The following is a 13,820-nucleotide window of genomic DNA, read 5'->3' on the forward strand; positions in this document are numbered from 1 at the left end:
ATGGGCCGCGTAGAAAGAGTTATTCGCGGACGCTCAGCGGCTCGGCAGTGAGTTCCTCGGCGTCAGTGAGGTGGGCCACCGTTGCCAGCCGGAGCGCGTGGGGCCAGCCAAGCGGCGTGCCACAGTCTGGCGTCCCGTCGTCAAACAGTTGCTCGGGGAGGTAGCCGCTGGGCTGAACGAGCGAGCCGCCGGGGAGAATCTCCTCCAGCAAGTCCCGTGATCGGGCGTAGGCCCCCGTTGCTCGGCTGTCGTCGGCATCACGCAGGAGGGCACCCAGCTGGGCGGCACTGTTTGCGCCCCACGCCGTCGAGACGCTCCAGATTTTCTCGCGGTCCTGTGAGCCACATCGCCAGTCGTCGCCCTCGAAGCGGATGAGGCCGCGGATGTCGCCGGTGTCCCGCTCTAGCCCGTCGAGTGTCGTCTCGACGTGGGTGTAGAGCCGGTCGCGGGTCGCCGCCGGCAGGTCGATAGCCTTGGCAGCGACGCGACAGGCGGCGGGGAGGGCCAGCGTCGCGGAGTCCAGTCGGTCGTCGATGGCCCCGTCGTGTTCACGAAGGGCGTAGCGGTCGCCGGTCCACAGCGCGTCCAGCGACGAAAGCACCGTTTCGGCCTGTGACCGGGCGTGGTCTCGGAGCGTGGCACAGACGGGCGCGCGGGCGACGGCCGCGTAAGCGTGCAAGAAGGTTGCAGCGGTGTGCGTGAACCGGCCCTGCATGTTCTCCCAGGCGTTCTGGCAGGCAATGGGGAGGCCGTCGTCAGCCAACGTGTCATCGATGCTCTCGACGGCGCGCCCAAGCGTGGCTTCGATGCACTCCGGGTCAGCCGGCTCGCCGGTCCGGAGGTACGTCGCGAGGAAGGTGGTCACACTCGCGGTTTGGTCGGCCTGATAGTCCGCGTCCGAGCCGCTTTCGAGCCGAGCATTTGCCCAGCCCGGCGCGAGCGTCTCGTCGCCGGGCCAGACACGGTGGGGCCAGCTTCCGTCCGGTTGCTGCGTGCGACAGTAGAATTCAGCGGAGCGCTGATGCCACGCATCGAGTCCGAGGTCGAACATCCCGTCGGCTTCGAGCAGGAACGCCGATATCTCGGCGTCGTCGCGGAACCACGTGTAGCCGTAGCCGCCGGAGGTGACGTAGTACGGGTCGAAGTCGGGTGCAGCGATTCTGGCCCCGTTCGTAGCTGAAAGCAGCGAGAGGACCCGGAGGTCGGCCACGACGCTTTCACGGCTCGGCGTGTCCGCGGGGACGCGCCATCGCCGCTGTGCCTGGCCTGCTTCGAGCAGCGTCTCAGCGGTGTAGTGGTCGCTCACCAGCCGGTCAATGGTCGACAGCGCCGCGTCACGACCGGTTTCGTCCGTATCCGTCAGCAGCGTCGTCAGCGTGACGCCGCCGTCGACGAACGGCGCGGACAGCAGAACTCCGCCGGTTAGCGTCGTATCCTCGTACCGGCGCGCTCCGGTGTCTCGGGGGAACGAGACCGGGTCGTCGTCGACGAGTTCGGAGAACCGCTCGGGAATCTGGCCCGCAGCAGTGTCGAGTTCGGTAGAGACGCCGATGAAGTCGTGTTCGGAGCGGTGGTAGGCCTCAACCGTGTCTCCGTGCATCAGCAGGCTCTGCTGGCCGGTCCGCCCATCCGGTGCGAAATCGACGAACGCCCGCAGCGACACGTCAGCGGGCGCGTCACCGCGAAGTTCGAACCGGGTGACGTGGGCCTGTTCGATGGTGCAGTCCGTCTGGACGACAGCCCAGTCGCCGCGGTCGTGAATGGTCTCGACGACGCCGGTGTCGCCGCGATACCGCTGGTCAGCATCGGCGCTGAACCACGTCGTTGAACCTGTTTCGATGCCGAACCGCGAGCGGTCGATCCCTGTGAGCCCACACAGCGGATAGGAGTAGTCCCGCAACGAGCCGTCGCTGTCGACGTGCACTAACCGGCTGTCGAGTCCGGAGAAACTGCCCGTCGTAGAGCGGAGTTCGCCCGGGAACTGCTGCCGGCGGTCCCGGGTCCGCTTGAAGTCGTTGAGTGCCGTCCGGAGCGTCATTGGAGAGAGACACCACTGCAGGGGATATAAAATATGGTGTAATAGTTTTTCATTCTTGTGAGTCGTGGTGTCGGGACAGCCGAGGGCGCGTCCCCTCGCTGGTGGCTTTGAGGACTTTTCAGGGTACACAGCACCGAAACACAGTTATCCGCCGCCGTTACCAGATGTGAACAGATGGACGATTCGACTCTCAGGGACAGGCTGGAACAACTGGGCCTGTCGGAGAAGGAAGTCGACACGTACCTGTCGATTCTCGGCAGCGGCGAGGCCACAGCCAGCGAAATCGCCGACGACACCGGCGTTTCCAAACGGTACGTCTACAGCATCAGTGAATCGCTCGAAGACCGCGGATTCGTCGAGGTCAACGACCATGTCGTGCCCACGACGATCCGCGCCCGACCGCCCGAGGAGGTCATTGATGCCCTGACCGACCGGCTCGAAGAGATGAGCGGCGCGCTCGATTCACGATACTCCGCGAGCGCACGGGAACCCCAGCAGTTCGATGTCATCAAGTCACGGGTGACAGTCATCAAACGGCTCACGGAGTACATCAGAAACGCGGAGCGTGAGATCATGCTGTCGGTTCCACAGCAGTACCTCCCGGAGATTTCGGAGGAACTGGGTGCGGCCGTCGACCGCGGCGTCCTCGTGATGCTGGTCGTCAGCGGCGCTGACGGTCTGCGCTTGGACGACACGAGTGGGCTGGCCTCTGTGGTCCGGTCCTGGGACCAGCCGATGCCGATAATGCTCACCGTCGACGCCCAGTTCGGCCTGGTCTCCCCGACCGAGATGGTGACACGCACGAACTCCGACCAGCGCGCCATCGCCTTTGTCCAGCAACAGCTCGTTCCGGTGCTGTCGGGGTCGTTCCTCGGGAACTACTGGCTGATGGCTACCGAGGAGACCGTCACTGACCCGGCTCCGCTTCCGGCCACCTACCACGACTTCCGCCACGCCGTCCTCCAGGCGACGCTCCACCTGCGCGCCGGCCACGATATCCACGTCTCTGCAGAAGTGCGGGCCGTACAGGCCGACGACGACACCGCCACCATCGAGGGGACCGTCGTCGAGACGAAACAGGGCGTCGCCGAGCCACAGACCAACTCCTACCCCATCGAACACACGCTGGTCGTCGACATCGGCGACCGGACTGTCTCGCTTGGGGGCTCCGGGTCGTTCCTCGAAGACTACGAAACCGACGCAGTCACACTCTCGCTGGCCGAGTGATGGACTTCGTCCCGCCTGAAATTCGGGCGACTCAGTTGCGCTGGCTCGGGTCCGGCCAGCGATAGATAACGTACGTTTCCGACTCCGGTTCGTCGGCGGGGTTCCAGACGAGTCGAAGCGTCGCGTCATGCAGGTCCAGCGGTGCTCCGCTACCGGTGAACTGCCCCTGATGTATCGTAATTTCTGTCCCCGACGTAATCCGGGTTGAGGCCTGTGCCTGCATTGGACTAGTGTCAAGCGTCACGTCGCTGCCGTCAGCTCGCTTGGCACCGGAGACGACGACAGAGAGGTTGTCCCTGTAGACAGTGTCACCGCTGCTGAAGCTGAGATTTAGATACTCTCCATTGCCGGTGGTCCGTTCGTTGTAGTCGGCCACGATAGCGACCTGTGGAGCCTGTGTCGGCTGCTGCTCGCTGAAGCCGAGGGCAAACACGCCGACAGTGGCGGCGAGAATTGCAACAATGCCGACGAGGATAACAACACCAATGACCGGGCTCACAGCCCGCCTTCGCTCATCTACCCGACTCATTGAACAGAGGTGAGAACTGGGTATATAAAAGGAACAGCGTCGACTCAGCGTTCGATATCCGACGGCGATACCACCCGGTTACGCTGTTGGGAACAACGTCTCGGGAAGGTCGCCCGGCAGTTCATCGCGGTTGTGGGCAGCCTCGAAGTCGGGGTCGGGACCCATCGGGACGATGCGTTTCGGGCTCACGTCGGGGTGGGTGGTGTAGTAGTGCTCCGTGATGTGGTCCATGTTCACCGTCTCGGCAACGCCGGGGAGCTGGTAGAGGTCACGGAGGTACGGCCAGAGGTTGTCGTACTCGCGAATGAGCTTGTGGTTGCACATGAAGTGGGTGTGATACACCTCGTCGAAGCGAACGAGCGTCGTAAACATGCAGATGTCCGCCTCGGTCAGGCGGTCGCCGGCAAGGAAGCGCTGATCGTCGAGGACAGCGTCCCAGTGGTCCAGCGCGTCGAACAGTTCCTCGACGGCCTCGTCGTAGGCCGACTGGCTGTCGGCGAAGCCAGACCGATAGACCCCGTTGTTGATCGGCTCGTAGATGTCGTCGATGATGCGGTCGACCTCGTCCTGATAGCCCTCTGGGTAGAGGTCAACATCGTTGTCCGATACGTCGTCGAACTCGGTATCGAGCATCCGGAGGATCTCCTCGGATTCGTTGTTGACGATGGTTCCTTCCTGCTTGTCCCACAGCACCGGCACTGTCACGCGGCAGGTCGCGTCGGGGTCAGCTTCGGCATAGACCTCGCGGAGGTACTCCGACCCGTTGACCGTATCCGGCGTACAGCCCGCCTTCTCGGGCGTGAACTGCCAGCCGTCCTCACCGCGGAAGGGGTCAACGTAGTCGACGGTGATGGCGTCTTCGAGTCCCAGTAGCTTCCGGGCGACTAGAATCCGGTGGGCCCACGGACAGGCGCGGCAGGCGTACAGGTGATACCGGCCAGCTTCGGGCTGGAACCGCGCGTCGGGGTCGTCCTCGATTCGGTCGCGGAAAGTAGTGTCCTGCCGGTCGAAGGCCCCGTCCTCGTTCGTTGTTTCGTATGCGTCGGTGCGCCATTCGCCGTCAACGAGCATATTCATGGTATCTCTGATATGTGCGCAAAGCCTAAAAGAACGCGGTGACAGCGGTGTTACTGGGCCAGTACCGATATTCTCCAGACAACTGAGAACAGGTGCCTCAGCAACCACAGCCATGGTCAGTTTGGGCCCGCTCGCGGTTGTGTGAGACACTACGACACGCCGCCGGGCGGGTTCGAAGCCCTTATTGGGCCGCTCGGCGACGTATTCTCCAAGAGTACCTATGTCGGACAAACCCGCCTCAATGTACCGGGACATCGACAAGCCCGCGTACACCCGACGCGAATACATTACAGGCATTCCCGGGTCGAAGATCGCACAGCACAAGATGGGCCGCAAACAGAAGGACGCCGAGGATTACCCCGTCCAGATCAGCCTCATCGTCGAGGAGACCGTCCAGCTCCGTCACGGCTCGCTGGAGGCCTCCCGCCTGTCGGCCAACCGCCACCTGATCAAGGAAATCGGCGAAGAGGGTGACTACAAGATGACGCTGCGGAAGTTCCCCCACCAGGTCCTGCGCGAGAACAAGCAGGCGACCGGTGCCGGAGCTGACCGTGTCTCCGACGGGATGCGTGCCGCCTTCGGGAAGATCGTTGGCACCGCCGCCCGCGTTCAGGCCGGCGAACAGCTGTTCACCGCCTACTGCAACGTCGAGGACGCAGAGCACGTCAAGGAAGCGTTCCGCCGTGCCTACAACAAGATCACGCCCTCTTGCCGCATCAAAGTTGAGCGCGGCGAAGAGCTGCTGATTGCGTAAGTCAATCAGCAACGTCCGCTCACCGTTCGCAGAACGCGGCGGAGAACTGGTTGTCGTGTAAGTCGGACAGCGGCGTTCTCTCGCCGTTCACAGGCGGGACAGCCGCTCCCGACCTCGTTTTTCAGCGTCACTCCGAAGAGAACCATCCCAGTCGCTGGACATCGCAGTCGTAGCCGCTGTTTTATTGTATGTTATCAGTACCCACAATACTCTTGCACACGTCCCGCGTACCATCTCGTATGGCGTTCCGACTCGCACTCATGGCTCTCGGTGTCCTCGAACTGCTCCGGCCCCGGAAAGTCGTCGACTTCTGGATGGGGCTTGCAGCGACAAACGGTGATGAGGTAGACCTGCGCCCATGGGTGTACAGTGCCGCCCGCGTCGAGGGCGCGCTCCTCGTGCTGTGGGCGCTCCAGCGGCGCAGCAGCGAGTAACTCGGTACAGCGGCTGAGAAACGGCCCGCCAAACCACACGGATGACCGGCGCTGCTAGCGGGTACCCGCTACTTACCGCCGGATAACCGGACCGTTAACACCGGTGCGTCCGCTGTCCGGACGACTTTCTCAGTGACGCTCCCCAGTAGAAACCGGTCCAGACCGCTCCGGCCGTGGGTTCCCATGACGATCATATCGATACCTGCAGTCTCGGCATAGTCGATAATCTCCTCGTAGGGGTCGCCCATTCGGTGCTCGGCGACAACGGCCGCACCGTGGTCGGCGATATCGTCGACAGTCTCGTCAATGACCTGTTCGGTCTGTTTCTGCAGCGATTCGATAGTCGTTGCTTCGGCCGCGGCGCTCCCGAGATACGTCGAATCAACGACAGAGAGCACGTGAATCGTCGCGTCGTGCGTCGCTGCCAGTTCGAGCGCATGTGCGAGCGCCTCGTCTGCACCGTCACTCCCGTCGGTCGGAAACAGAATATCGTCGTACACGCGTGGCCTATTCTCCCCAATATACTTAGTATTTGTCTGACAATTTTGAAGATAGTTGCGTATTCATCCACTCTACCCGCTATTCTGTGGATTGTAGCGGCCGGAACGGGGCGTGCGTTAGGGCCTCGACTGGGTGGCTGCGAGTGTGTTTTATTCCTCCACGACAACGAGAACCCATGCACAGGCTGGCCGTCGCCACGAACGCCGAGACTTTCGATCGGATGCAGGCCCCGCTGGCGGCCCGAGATATCGAGGTGGGCCACGTCGAGACGGCCGAGCGGACGCTGCCACTCGATGAGAGTCCTTTCGACGAGTACGACGTGGGGTTCGTCTATCCCTCTCGAATCATGGAGGGAGCGGTCGCCGACGCCATGCTGGACGTGCCGTGGGTCAACGACCGCGAGGCCATTCTCCGCTCGCGGAACAAGGCCGACGTGCTGGCGCGTCTCGGCCGTGCGGACGTTCCGGTTCCCGAGACCGTCGTCGTATCGAACCCGGCGAGCGAGGCCGAACTAACGGCGGCGTTCGAGCGGTTCGACTCGCCTGTGGTCGTGAAGCCAAACTCGACGACACGCGGCGTCGGCGTCGCGAAAGCCCACGATCTGGACTCGTTTCTCGGGATTGTCGACTACCTCGATCTGGTTCACGACTACCGCGCGGTCGGCGACCAGTCGTTTCTCGTGCAGGAGTACATCGCCGACGCCGCCGACTACCGCGTGATGATCGTCGACGGTGAGTACGTCGGCGCGGTCGAGCGCCGCCTCCCCGAAGCGAGCCGCGAACAGGGTCGGTGGAAGCACAACGTCCACCGCGGGGCCGAGGCCGAAGGGCAGGAACTGCCAGCGGCGCTCCGGGAACTGGCCGAAAGCGCGGCCGACGAACTGGCGATTCCGTACCTCGGCGTCGACCTGCTGGTGACCGAGGACCGCGCAGTGGTCAACGAGACGAACGCCCGGCCGACGATCGACTCGGCGACGAAGTACGAGGACGGCTTCTGGGATGACCTGGCGGCGTTGATACGGCAAACAGCGGAGCGGTAGCGATGCGAGTGCGCTGTTCTCGCCTTTTAAAAAGTAGAACGTGTGCTGCGCGCTACAGTTCGATGTCTGCGGAGTCCTCTTCGGGGTCGAAGGTGACTTCGAGGATGCCGTTGTTGTACGTCGCGGCGGCCGAGTGTTCGTCGACGCGGGTCGGCAGGGTCAGTCGTTCATGGTACTCGCGCTCCGGACTTTCGGCGTTGATCGTGAGGACAGTGCCGTCGCACTTGAGGTCGATTGCGTCCTTGTCGACACCCGGAACGTCGGCGACGACACGGATCTCTTCGTCGGTTTCGTGAACGTCGACGTGGAGGTCGGCCCCACCGCCACCGGTGTCCCGGTCGATGTGGACGTCGCCTTCGGCCCCCATCATCTCGTCCATCATCCGCTCTATTTCCCGGAAGAACTCGTCGAACGGGTCGTCACTGTCATCGCGTCTCATTCCTATAGGTCAGTACGTCCGTCCGTTTCAAAAGCCTTCGGACGAACCTAGTACCTGCCAACAAATACCGTCCAGCGGGCGCTCTCATCTGAGCTGGCACCCTCACTATTAATCATTCGTGCCCGAACACGCATAAACAAACACAAATTTACAACAAATCCGAAAACATTTTACACTGACCGACTGCCATTCTAGACACCAATGAGTAAGCCAGTCCGTGTCGGCCTCAACGGCTTCGGCCGTATCGGCCGCAACGTACTCCGCGCATCGTTACACAACGACGACGTCGAAATCGTCGGCATCAACGACGTCATGGATGATTCTGAGATCGATTACTTCGCCCAGTACGACACTGTCATGGGTGAACTCGAAGGAGCCAGCGTCGACGACGGCGTCCTCACAGTCGAGGGGACCGACTTCGAGGCGGGCATCTTCCACGAGACCGACCCCACACAGCTCCCGTGGGAGGACCTCGATGTGGATGTCGCCTTCGAGGCAACCGGCATCTTCCGCACCAAGGAGGACGCGAGCCAGCATCTCGACGCCGGGGCTGACAAGGTCCTCATCTCCGCACCGCCGAAGGGCGACGAACCGGTCAAACAGCTCGTCTACGGTGTCAACCACGACGAGTACGACGGCGAAGACGTCGTCTCGAACGCCTCCTGTACGACCAACTCCATCACCCCGGTCGCGAAGGTCCTCGACGAGGAATTCGGCATCAACGCCGGCCAGCTAACGACGGTCCACGCCTACACCGGCTCGCAGAACCTGATGGACGGCCCGAACGGCAAGCCCCGCCGTCGCCGCGCGGCCGCCGAGAACATCATCCCGACCTCGACCGGTGCCGCGCAGGCGGCCACTGAGGTCCTGCCCGAGCTTGAGGGCAAACTCGACGGGATGGCCATCCGCGTCCCGGTTCCGAACGGCTCCATTACCGAGTTCGTCGTCGATCTCGACGACGACGTGACGGAAAGCGACGTTAACGCCGCCTTCGAGGAGGCCGCCGCCGGCGAACTCGAAGGCGTGCTGGGCGTCACGAGCGATGATGTCGTCTCCTCCGACATCCTCGGAGACCCGTACTCCACACAGGTCGACCTGCAGTCGACGAACGTCGTCTCCGGGATGACGAAGATCCTCACCTGGTACGACAACGAGTACGGCTTCTCGAACCGGATGCTCGACGTGGCCGAGTACATCACGGAGTAATCGCTGGCCGACTGCTTCGGGGAGGCCCGACTGGCAACGGCAGGAAGATTTATAATTATTGTTCACTAGGTTTCGATACACAGAGAGCCCGAGCCAGTGCCTGACCACTGGCCATCTCTGTGTGTCAGCACAGACAACCGTGCCCGCAATCGACACGCTGTGACCCGGTGTCGGCTGTGCACGGCGCAGGTGTCTCCACCGACTTCCCACCCCACCCCTCTCCCACCCCCATTTTTACCCTGGCAACCAGAGCAGATAGCGGTGCTACTCCCTCAGCAGGCCACTCGCTGCTCGGACTCGGAAACCGTTAAGCGGTCGGCAGGTTTCCTCTTGAGTGATGACTTTCCAGACGCTCGATGACCTCGACGACGGACAGCGCGTTCTCGTCCGACTCGACCTCAACTCACCGGTGGAGGACGGCACGGTACAGGACAACCGACGGTTCGATCGCCACGCGGAGACGATCAGCGAACTGGTCGACCGTGGGTTCGAGGTCGCGGTGCTGGCCCACCAGGGCCGCCCGGGCCGCGACGACTTCGTCTCGCTTGCGCAACACGCCGACATCCTCGCCGACCACATCGGCCACGACGTGGACTTCGTCGACGAGACCTACGGGCCACAGGCGATTCACGACATCGCTGACCTCGACGGCGGCGACGTACTCGTGCTGGAGAACACGCGGATGTGCGACGACGAACTGCCCGAGGAAGACCCGGAAGTCAAGTCACAGACGGAGTTCGTCCAGACGCTCAAAGGCGAGTTCGATGCCTACATCAACGACGCCTACTCCGCAGCCCACCGCTCGCACGCCTCGCTGGTGGGCTTCCCGCTGGTCATGGACGCCTACGCCGGCCGCGTGATGGAAACCGAGTACGAGGCCAACACCGCCATCGCCGAGAAAGAGTTCGACGGGCAAGTGACGATGGTCGTCGGCGGGACGAAGGCCACCGACGTCATTGACGTGATGACCCACCTCGACGAGACGGTCGACGACTTCCTGCTTGGCGGTATCGCGGGCGAACTCTTCCTGCGGGCCGCTGGTTACCCGGTCGGTTACGACATCGACGACGCGAATCTCTACGACGAGCAGTGGGAGCAAAACAGCGAGAAGATCGAGTCCATGCTCGAAGACCACCGCGACCAGATCACGCTCGCGGTCGATCTGGCCTACGAAGACGATGGTGACCGCGCCGAGCAGGCCGTCGACGACATCGAAGAGAAGAGCGTCTCCTACCTTGACGTTGGAAGTGAGACCGTCATGGAGTACTCGCCGATCATCCGCGACTCCGAAGCCGTCTTCGTGAAGGGCGCGCTGGGAATGTTCGAGGACGAGCGGTTCTCGGTCGGCACTGCTGGCGTGCTCGAAGCCATCGCCGACACCGACTGCTTCTCCGTCATCGGCGGCGGCGACACCTCACGAGCTATCGAGATGTACGGAATGGAAGAGAACGAGTTTGGCCACGTCTCTATCGCGGGCGGGGCCTACATCCGGGCACTGACCGGGGCGGAACTGGTCGGCGTCGAAGCGCTCCAGCGCTAACTGCGGCCTTTCGTCTCGGCGTGTCGCAGGTCCCAGTCCTCAATTAGTTCCTCGGGCACCTCGACGATTCGACCGGTTTCGGTCGGCTCCGTCCGTGCGTGACGGGCAGTCCAGTCGTGGTCAGCATTGGGCGTGGCTGCCATACACCGCGTTACCAGCGGCGAGTGTAAATTCCTTCTGCAAGAGTGGTGCAAATAATTACTCGATTCCGAGTCTATATTACGTCTCCGGGAAGCGAAGTGCTTTCCGCCAGCCGCGCCGTATCTGGCATATGTTCACCGGAATCGTCGAGACGACCGGCGAGGTGCAGGCGGTTATTGACGACGAGGGCGGGCGTCGGATGCGGATCGGCGCGCCGTTCGAGGGACTCGACCACGGTCAGTCGATCAGCGTCAGCGGCGTCTGTCTCACCGTCGAGAAGGCGGCCGACGGCGAGTGGTTCGAGGTGTTTCTCGCCCAGGAAACCCTCGCCCGGACGTTCTTCGATGATCTCGACGGTGGTGACCAGGTGAATCTTGAGCGGGCGATGCCCGCCGACGGCCGGTTCGACGGCCACATCGTGCAAGGCCACGTCGATACGACAGCCGAAATCGTCGGTATCGAGCAGGAAGGCGACGACTGGACGTTCACGTTCTCCCTGCCCGAGGCCCATCGGGACTATCTGGTCCAGAAAGGGTCGATAACGGTCGACGGCATCAGTCTCACCGTCGCCGACCGCCGCTCCGAGGCGTTCGACGTGGCGATCATCCCAACGACGTACGCTGAGACGACGCTGTCGGAGAAGTCGGTCGGCGATCCGGTACACTTAGAGGTCGACGTGGTTGCGAAGTACGTCGAACAGCTTGCTTAAGGGTCGAACTCGGTCTGTTCCGGACGAATATCGGTCTCGTCAGGGTCTTCATGTGCACGATTGTACGCCTGCCGATAGGCGCGAATCTTCTTCAGCAACAGAAGCCCGAAGAACGAGTCGTACACGATGACGAAGCCGAAGAACGCCACGAGGAAGTCAACATTGTATATCGTGGCCGCAATAGCCGTAACTGGGCCGGCCAGCGTGTTGTAGACGGCGTGGATGACAGAGGCGATGAGCAACCCTTTCAGGACAATCGGGCCGGCGTCGTCCGGATTGAATTTGGCCAGACCGAGGTAGTAGCCGGCGAAGGCCGAGTAGATGACGTGGCCCGGCCCCGCGAGCGCTCTGACCGCAGTGATGTCGCTGCTGGCGGCGAGTAACTCAACTGTCCCGGTAGCCATCTCGGCGTTTTGGGTGATATACAACGCGTTTTCAATGGTCGCAAAGCCAAGACCCGCGGCAGCACCGTACACCGCGCCGTCGACAACGGTATCGAAGCGGTCATCGCGGAAGGCGTACAGACGCACCGCGAGTTGCTTCACTGTCTCTTCGACAGGGCCAACGATGAGGAAGAAAACAAACACCTGGCCGAGAAACGGGACCAGACCGAACCCGGAGCCGATTGCCTGCACCGGATCGCCCAAGCGGCCGTTGAGAATACCGGCAAAGCCGGCAAACAGCACGCCCAGCAGGAACGTCCCCACGAGCAGTGTCAGCGGCTCCGGCGTAGTCACGTCGGCGTAGTAGATGTAGGCCGCGAGTCCGAGCGCCGGCACGGCGGAGAGAATCGCCATCCCGGCAAACAGTGGCTGGTCGCTGAGTGCGCCGAGGCTCCCGAACGCGAGCTGCAGGAGGAGGATCAGAATGGCCGCAAGGATGACCAGATACCGCAGCATCCGTATTCCGATGTGGTAGAGCCAGTGGGCGAACCGGTCCAGTGTCGACCGGGGCTCCCAAGTCGATATCTCGTAGAGATCAGCAGACCCGTCAGCGTTTGCCTCGACCGGGTCCTGCCGTCGCTTTCCCATGTCTCACGTCTGCATCCCGTCTCACCTAACCGTTTGGTTCGGCTATACCTGAGCGAGCCCTGGGCGGCGGTATGGACGATACTGGGCACAGTCAGGGCAGCCCCGCCGAGACGGACACTTGCAGGAGACGAGAAGCTTTTCGCACGGGGCCACAAACAGGGGTGTATGACGCTACGCGCGGGTGTACTCGCGGTTCAGGGCGATGTCTCTGAACACGGGGACGCAATCGAGCGGGCAGCAGCGGCCCACGACCGGACTGCGGAGGTCGTCGAGATACGCGAGGCAGGGCTGGTCCCGGACTGCGATGTCCTGTTGCTACCGGGCGGGGAATCGACCACGATTTCGCGGCTTATCCACCGGGAAGGTATCGCAGAAGAGATCGAGTCCCACGTCGAGGCCGGCAAGCCGGTGCTGGCGACGTGTGCTGGGCTCATCGTCAGCGCGACCGACGCACAGGACGACCGCGTCGACACGCTGAACGTCATCGATGTCTCCGTCGAACGCAACGCCTTCGGCCGACAGAAGGACAGCTTCGAGGCCCCACTTGACGTGACCGGGCTCGGTGAGTCGTTCCCGGCAGTGTTCATCCGTGCACCGGTCATCGACTACGTGGGCGAGGACATTGAAGTGCTGGCGACGTGGGACGACCGCCCGGTCGCGGTCCGTGACGGGCCGGTCGTCGGCACGTCATTCCATCCCGAACTGACCGAGGACCCACGCATCCACGATCTGGCCTTTTTCGACTCCGTGGAGTCGTAGCGACGGCCTGAAGGCCCCGCTAACCGAACGGCGGCTATGAACGACGACACCGACGACGTTATCGACGAACTGTTCGCTGTCATCGAGGACCGCAAGGCGAACCTTCCCGAAGACTCCTATACGGCGTCGCTGTTCACCCACGAGAAGGGCGAAAACGCCGTGCTGGAGAAGCTCGGCGAAGAGACCACGGAACTGATTCTGGCGGCCAAAGACGACGACACCGAGGAACTGGCCCACGAGTCAGCCGACATCGTCTATCATCTGCTCGTCCTGTTGTCGATGAAGGAGATGGACGTCGACGATTTGCGGACGGAACTGGCCAAGCGACGGTAAGACCACCTCTCGTCAGGTTCAGCGTACGACAGATTGACACTAACACGGTGCATATCAGGGTGT

General features: G+C 62.5%; 16 protein-coding genes. 9 read left to right on the plus strand and 7 right to left on the minus strand.

The genetic code is table 11. The annotated features are described in order from the left end of the window. Positions 1-19: 19 nt before the first annotated feature. The gene (locus ACODNH_RS08875) at positions 20-2,038 is read right to left on the minus strand and encodes a glycoside hydrolase family 15 protein (protein WP_306709453.1); all 2,019 of its coding nucleotides are present in this window, start codon (positions 2,036-2,038) and stop codon (positions 20-22) included. Between the two features lie 174 nt (positions 2,039-2,212). Here ACODNH_RS08875 and ACODNH_RS08880 point away from each other — a divergent pair, with 174 nt between their 5' ends. Further along, entirely contained in the window at positions 2,213-3,265 is a 1,053-nt protein-coding gene (locus tag ACODNH_RS08880) for a TrmB family transcriptional regulator (RefSeq protein ID WP_306709456.1), read from the plus strand. A 31-nt stretch (positions 3,266-3,296) separates the two neighbouring features. Here ACODNH_RS08880 and ACODNH_RS08885 read toward each other — a convergent pair whose 3' ends face one another. Both ACODNH_RS08885 and ACODNH_RS08890 read right to left on the minus strand, forming a co-directional pair. Further along, the gene (locus ACODNH_RS08885; protein ID WP_434531438.1) at positions 3,297-3,764 is read right to left on the minus strand and encodes a type IV pilin; all 468 of its coding nucleotides are present in this window, start codon (positions 3,762-3,764) and stop codon (positions 3,297-3,299) included. 108 nt (positions 3,765-3,872) lie between these two features. Continuing rightward, positions 3,873-4,871 (minus strand): glutathione S-transferase family protein, encoded by a 999-nt coding sequence (locus ACODNH_RS08890; RefSeq protein ID WP_306709458.1) that lies wholly within the window; start codon positions 4,869-4,871, stop codon positions 3,873-3,875. Between the two features lie 220 nt (positions 4,872-5,091). Here ACODNH_RS08890 and ACODNH_RS08895 point away from each other — a divergent pair, with 220 nt between their 5' ends. Then, entirely contained in the window at positions 5,092-5,625 is a 534-nt protein-coding gene (locus ACODNH_RS08895) for a 50S ribosomal protein L16 (protein WP_306709461.1), read from the plus strand. Positions 5,626-5,864: 239 nt separating this feature from the next. Next, on the plus strand, positions 5,865-6,059 hold the full coding sequence (locus ACODNH_RS08900; RefSeq protein ID WP_306709463.1) for a hypothetical protein: 195 nt from the start codon (positions 5,865-5,867) through the stop codon (positions 6,057-6,059). A gap of 68 nt (positions 6,060-6,127) precedes the next feature. Here the strand turns inward: ACODNH_RS08900 and ACODNH_RS08905 are convergent, their stop codons facing one another. After that, on the minus strand, positions 6,128-6,559 hold the full coding sequence (locus ACODNH_RS08905; RefSeq protein ID WP_306709465.1) for a universal stress protein: 432 nt from the start codon (positions 6,557-6,559) through the stop codon (positions 6,128-6,130). Positions 6,560-6,735: 176 nt separating this feature from the next. On the opposite strand from ACODNH_RS08905, the gene ACODNH_RS08910 reads away from it, so the two are divergent. Further along, positions 6,736-7,599 carry an ATP-grasp domain-containing protein gene (locus ACODNH_RS08910; protein ID WP_306709468.1) on the plus strand — a complete coding sequence of 288 codons (864 nt, stop codon included), beginning with the start codon at positions 6,736-6,738 and terminating at the stop codon, positions 7,597-7,599. A 52-nt stretch (positions 7,600-7,651) separates the two neighbouring features. Here ACODNH_RS08910 and ACODNH_RS08915 read toward each other — a convergent pair whose 3' ends face one another. Continuing rightward, on the minus strand, positions 7,652-8,038 hold the full coding sequence (locus ACODNH_RS08915) for an Hsp20/alpha crystallin family protein (RefSeq protein ID WP_004590910.1): 387 nt from the start codon (positions 8,036-8,038) through the stop codon (positions 7,652-7,654). A 201-nt stretch (positions 8,039-8,239) separates the two neighbouring features. Here ACODNH_RS08915 and gap point away from each other — a divergent pair, with 201 nt between their 5' ends. Together gap and ACODNH_RS08925 are read left to right on the plus strand one after the other, a co-directional pair. After that, positions 8,240-9,244, plus strand: a complete 1,005-nt coding sequence (gene gap / locus ACODNH_RS08920) for a type I glyceraldehyde-3-phosphate dehydrogenase (protein WP_188975261.1) — start codon at positions 8,240-8,242, stop codon at positions 9,242-9,244. A 337-nt stretch (positions 9,245-9,581) separates the two neighbouring features. Beyond that, complete coding sequence (locus ACODNH_RS08925; RefSeq protein ID WP_434531273.1) at positions 9,582-10,784, plus strand: phosphoglycerate kinase; 1,203 nt, start codon at positions 9,582-9,584, stop codon at positions 10,782-10,784. Here ACODNH_RS08925 and ACODNH_RS08930 read toward each other — a convergent pair. Next, entirely contained in the window at positions 10,781-10,927 is a 147-nt protein-coding gene (locus ACODNH_RS08930; RefSeq protein ID WP_306709476.1) for a hypothetical protein, read from the minus strand. The genes ACODNH_RS08925 and ACODNH_RS08930 overlap by 4 nt on opposite strands. 128 nt (positions 10,928-11,055) lie before the next feature. On the opposite strand from ACODNH_RS08930, the gene ACODNH_RS08935 reads away from it, so the two are divergent. Then, the gene (locus ACODNH_RS08935; RefSeq protein WP_306709478.1) at positions 11,056-11,634 is read left to right on the plus strand and encodes a riboflavin synthase; all 579 of its coding nucleotides are present in this window, start codon (positions 11,056-11,058) and stop codon (positions 11,632-11,634) included. On the opposite strand, the gene ACODNH_RS08940 is transcribed toward ACODNH_RS08935, so the two are convergent. Then, positions 11,631-12,665: a PrsW family intramembrane metalloprotease gene (locus ACODNH_RS08940; RefSeq protein ID WP_434531274.1), complete on the minus strand. Its 1,035-nt coding sequence runs from the start codon at positions 12,663-12,665 to the stop codon at positions 11,631-11,633. The two genes, ACODNH_RS08935 and ACODNH_RS08940, sit on opposite strands and share 4 nt — an antisense overlap. A gap of 165 nt (positions 12,666-12,830) precedes the next feature. On the opposite strand from ACODNH_RS08940, the gene pdxT reads away from it, so the two are divergent. Continuing rightward, on the plus strand, positions 12,831-13,424 hold the full coding sequence (gene pdxT / locus ACODNH_RS08945; protein ID WP_306709482.1) for a pyridoxal 5'-phosphate synthase glutaminase subunit PdxT: 594 nt from the start codon (positions 12,831-12,833) through the stop codon (positions 13,422-13,424). 36 nt (positions 13,425-13,460) lie between these two features. Beyond that, positions 13,461-13,757 (plus strand): phosphoribosyl-ATP diphosphatase, encoded by a 297-nt coding sequence (hisE, locus tag ACODNH_RS08950; protein ID WP_306709485.1) that lies wholly within the window; start codon positions 13,461-13,463, stop codon positions 13,755-13,757. The last annotated feature ends 63 nt before the right edge of the window (positions 13,758-13,820 follow it).

It is taken from the genome of Haloarcula sp. NS06 (assembly GCF_051122755.1).
Classification (GTDB): Archaea; Halobacteriota; Halobacteria; order Halobacteriales; family Haloarculaceae; genus Haloarcula.

Coding starts and splice junctions, on each gene's coding strand:
- ACODNH_RS08875 (WP_306709453.1), bottom strand. CDS start 2,038: ATGACGCTCCGGACGGCACTCAACGACTTCAAGCGGACCCGGGACCGC.
- ACODNH_RS08880 (WP_306709456.1), top strand. CDS start 2,213: ATGGACGATTCGACTCTCAGGGACAGGCTGGAACAACTGGGCCTGTCG.
- ACODNH_RS08890 (WP_306709458.1), bottom strand. CDS start 4,871: ATGAATATGCTCGTTGACGGCGAATGGCGCACCGACGCATACGAAACA.
- ACODNH_RS08895 (WP_306709461.1), top strand. CDS start 5,092: ATGTCGGACAAACCCGCCTCAATGTACCGGGACATCGACAAGCCCGCG.
- ACODNH_RS08900 (WP_306709463.1), top strand. CDS start 5,865: ATGGCGTTCCGACTCGCACTCATGGCTCTCGGTGTCCTCGAACTGCTC.
- ACODNH_RS08910 (WP_306709468.1), top strand. CDS start 6,736: ATGCACAGGCTGGCCGTCGCCACGAACGCCGAGACTTTCGATCGGATG.
- ACODNH_RS08915 (WP_004590910.1), bottom strand. CDS start 8,038: ATGAGACGCGATGACAGTGACGACCCGTTCGACGAGTTCTTCCGGGAA.
- gap (WP_188975261.1), top strand. CDS start 8,240: ATGAGTAAGCCAGTCCGTGTCGGCCTCAACGGCTTCGGCCGTATCGGC.
- ACODNH_RS08925 (WP_434531273.1), top strand. CDS start 9,582: ATGACTTTCCAGACGCTCGATGACCTCGACGACGGACAGCGCGTTCTC.
- ACODNH_RS08930 (WP_306709476.1), bottom strand. CDS start 10,927: ATGGCAGCCACGCCCAATGCTGACCACGACTGGACTGCCCGTCACGCA.
- ACODNH_RS08935 (WP_306709478.1), top strand. CDS start 11,056: ATGTTCACCGGAATCGTCGAGACGACCGGCGAGGTGCAGGCGGTTATT.
- ACODNH_RS08940 (WP_434531274.1), bottom strand. CDS start 12,665: ATGGGAAAGCGACGGCAGGACCCGGTCGAGGCAAACGCTGACGGGTCT.
- pdxT (WP_306709482.1), top strand. CDS start 12,831: ATGACGCTACGCGCGGGTGTACTCGCGGTTCAGGGCGATGTCTCTGAA.
- hisE (WP_306709485.1), top strand. CDS start 13,461: ATGAACGACGACACCGACGACGTTATCGACGAACTGTTCGCTGTCATC.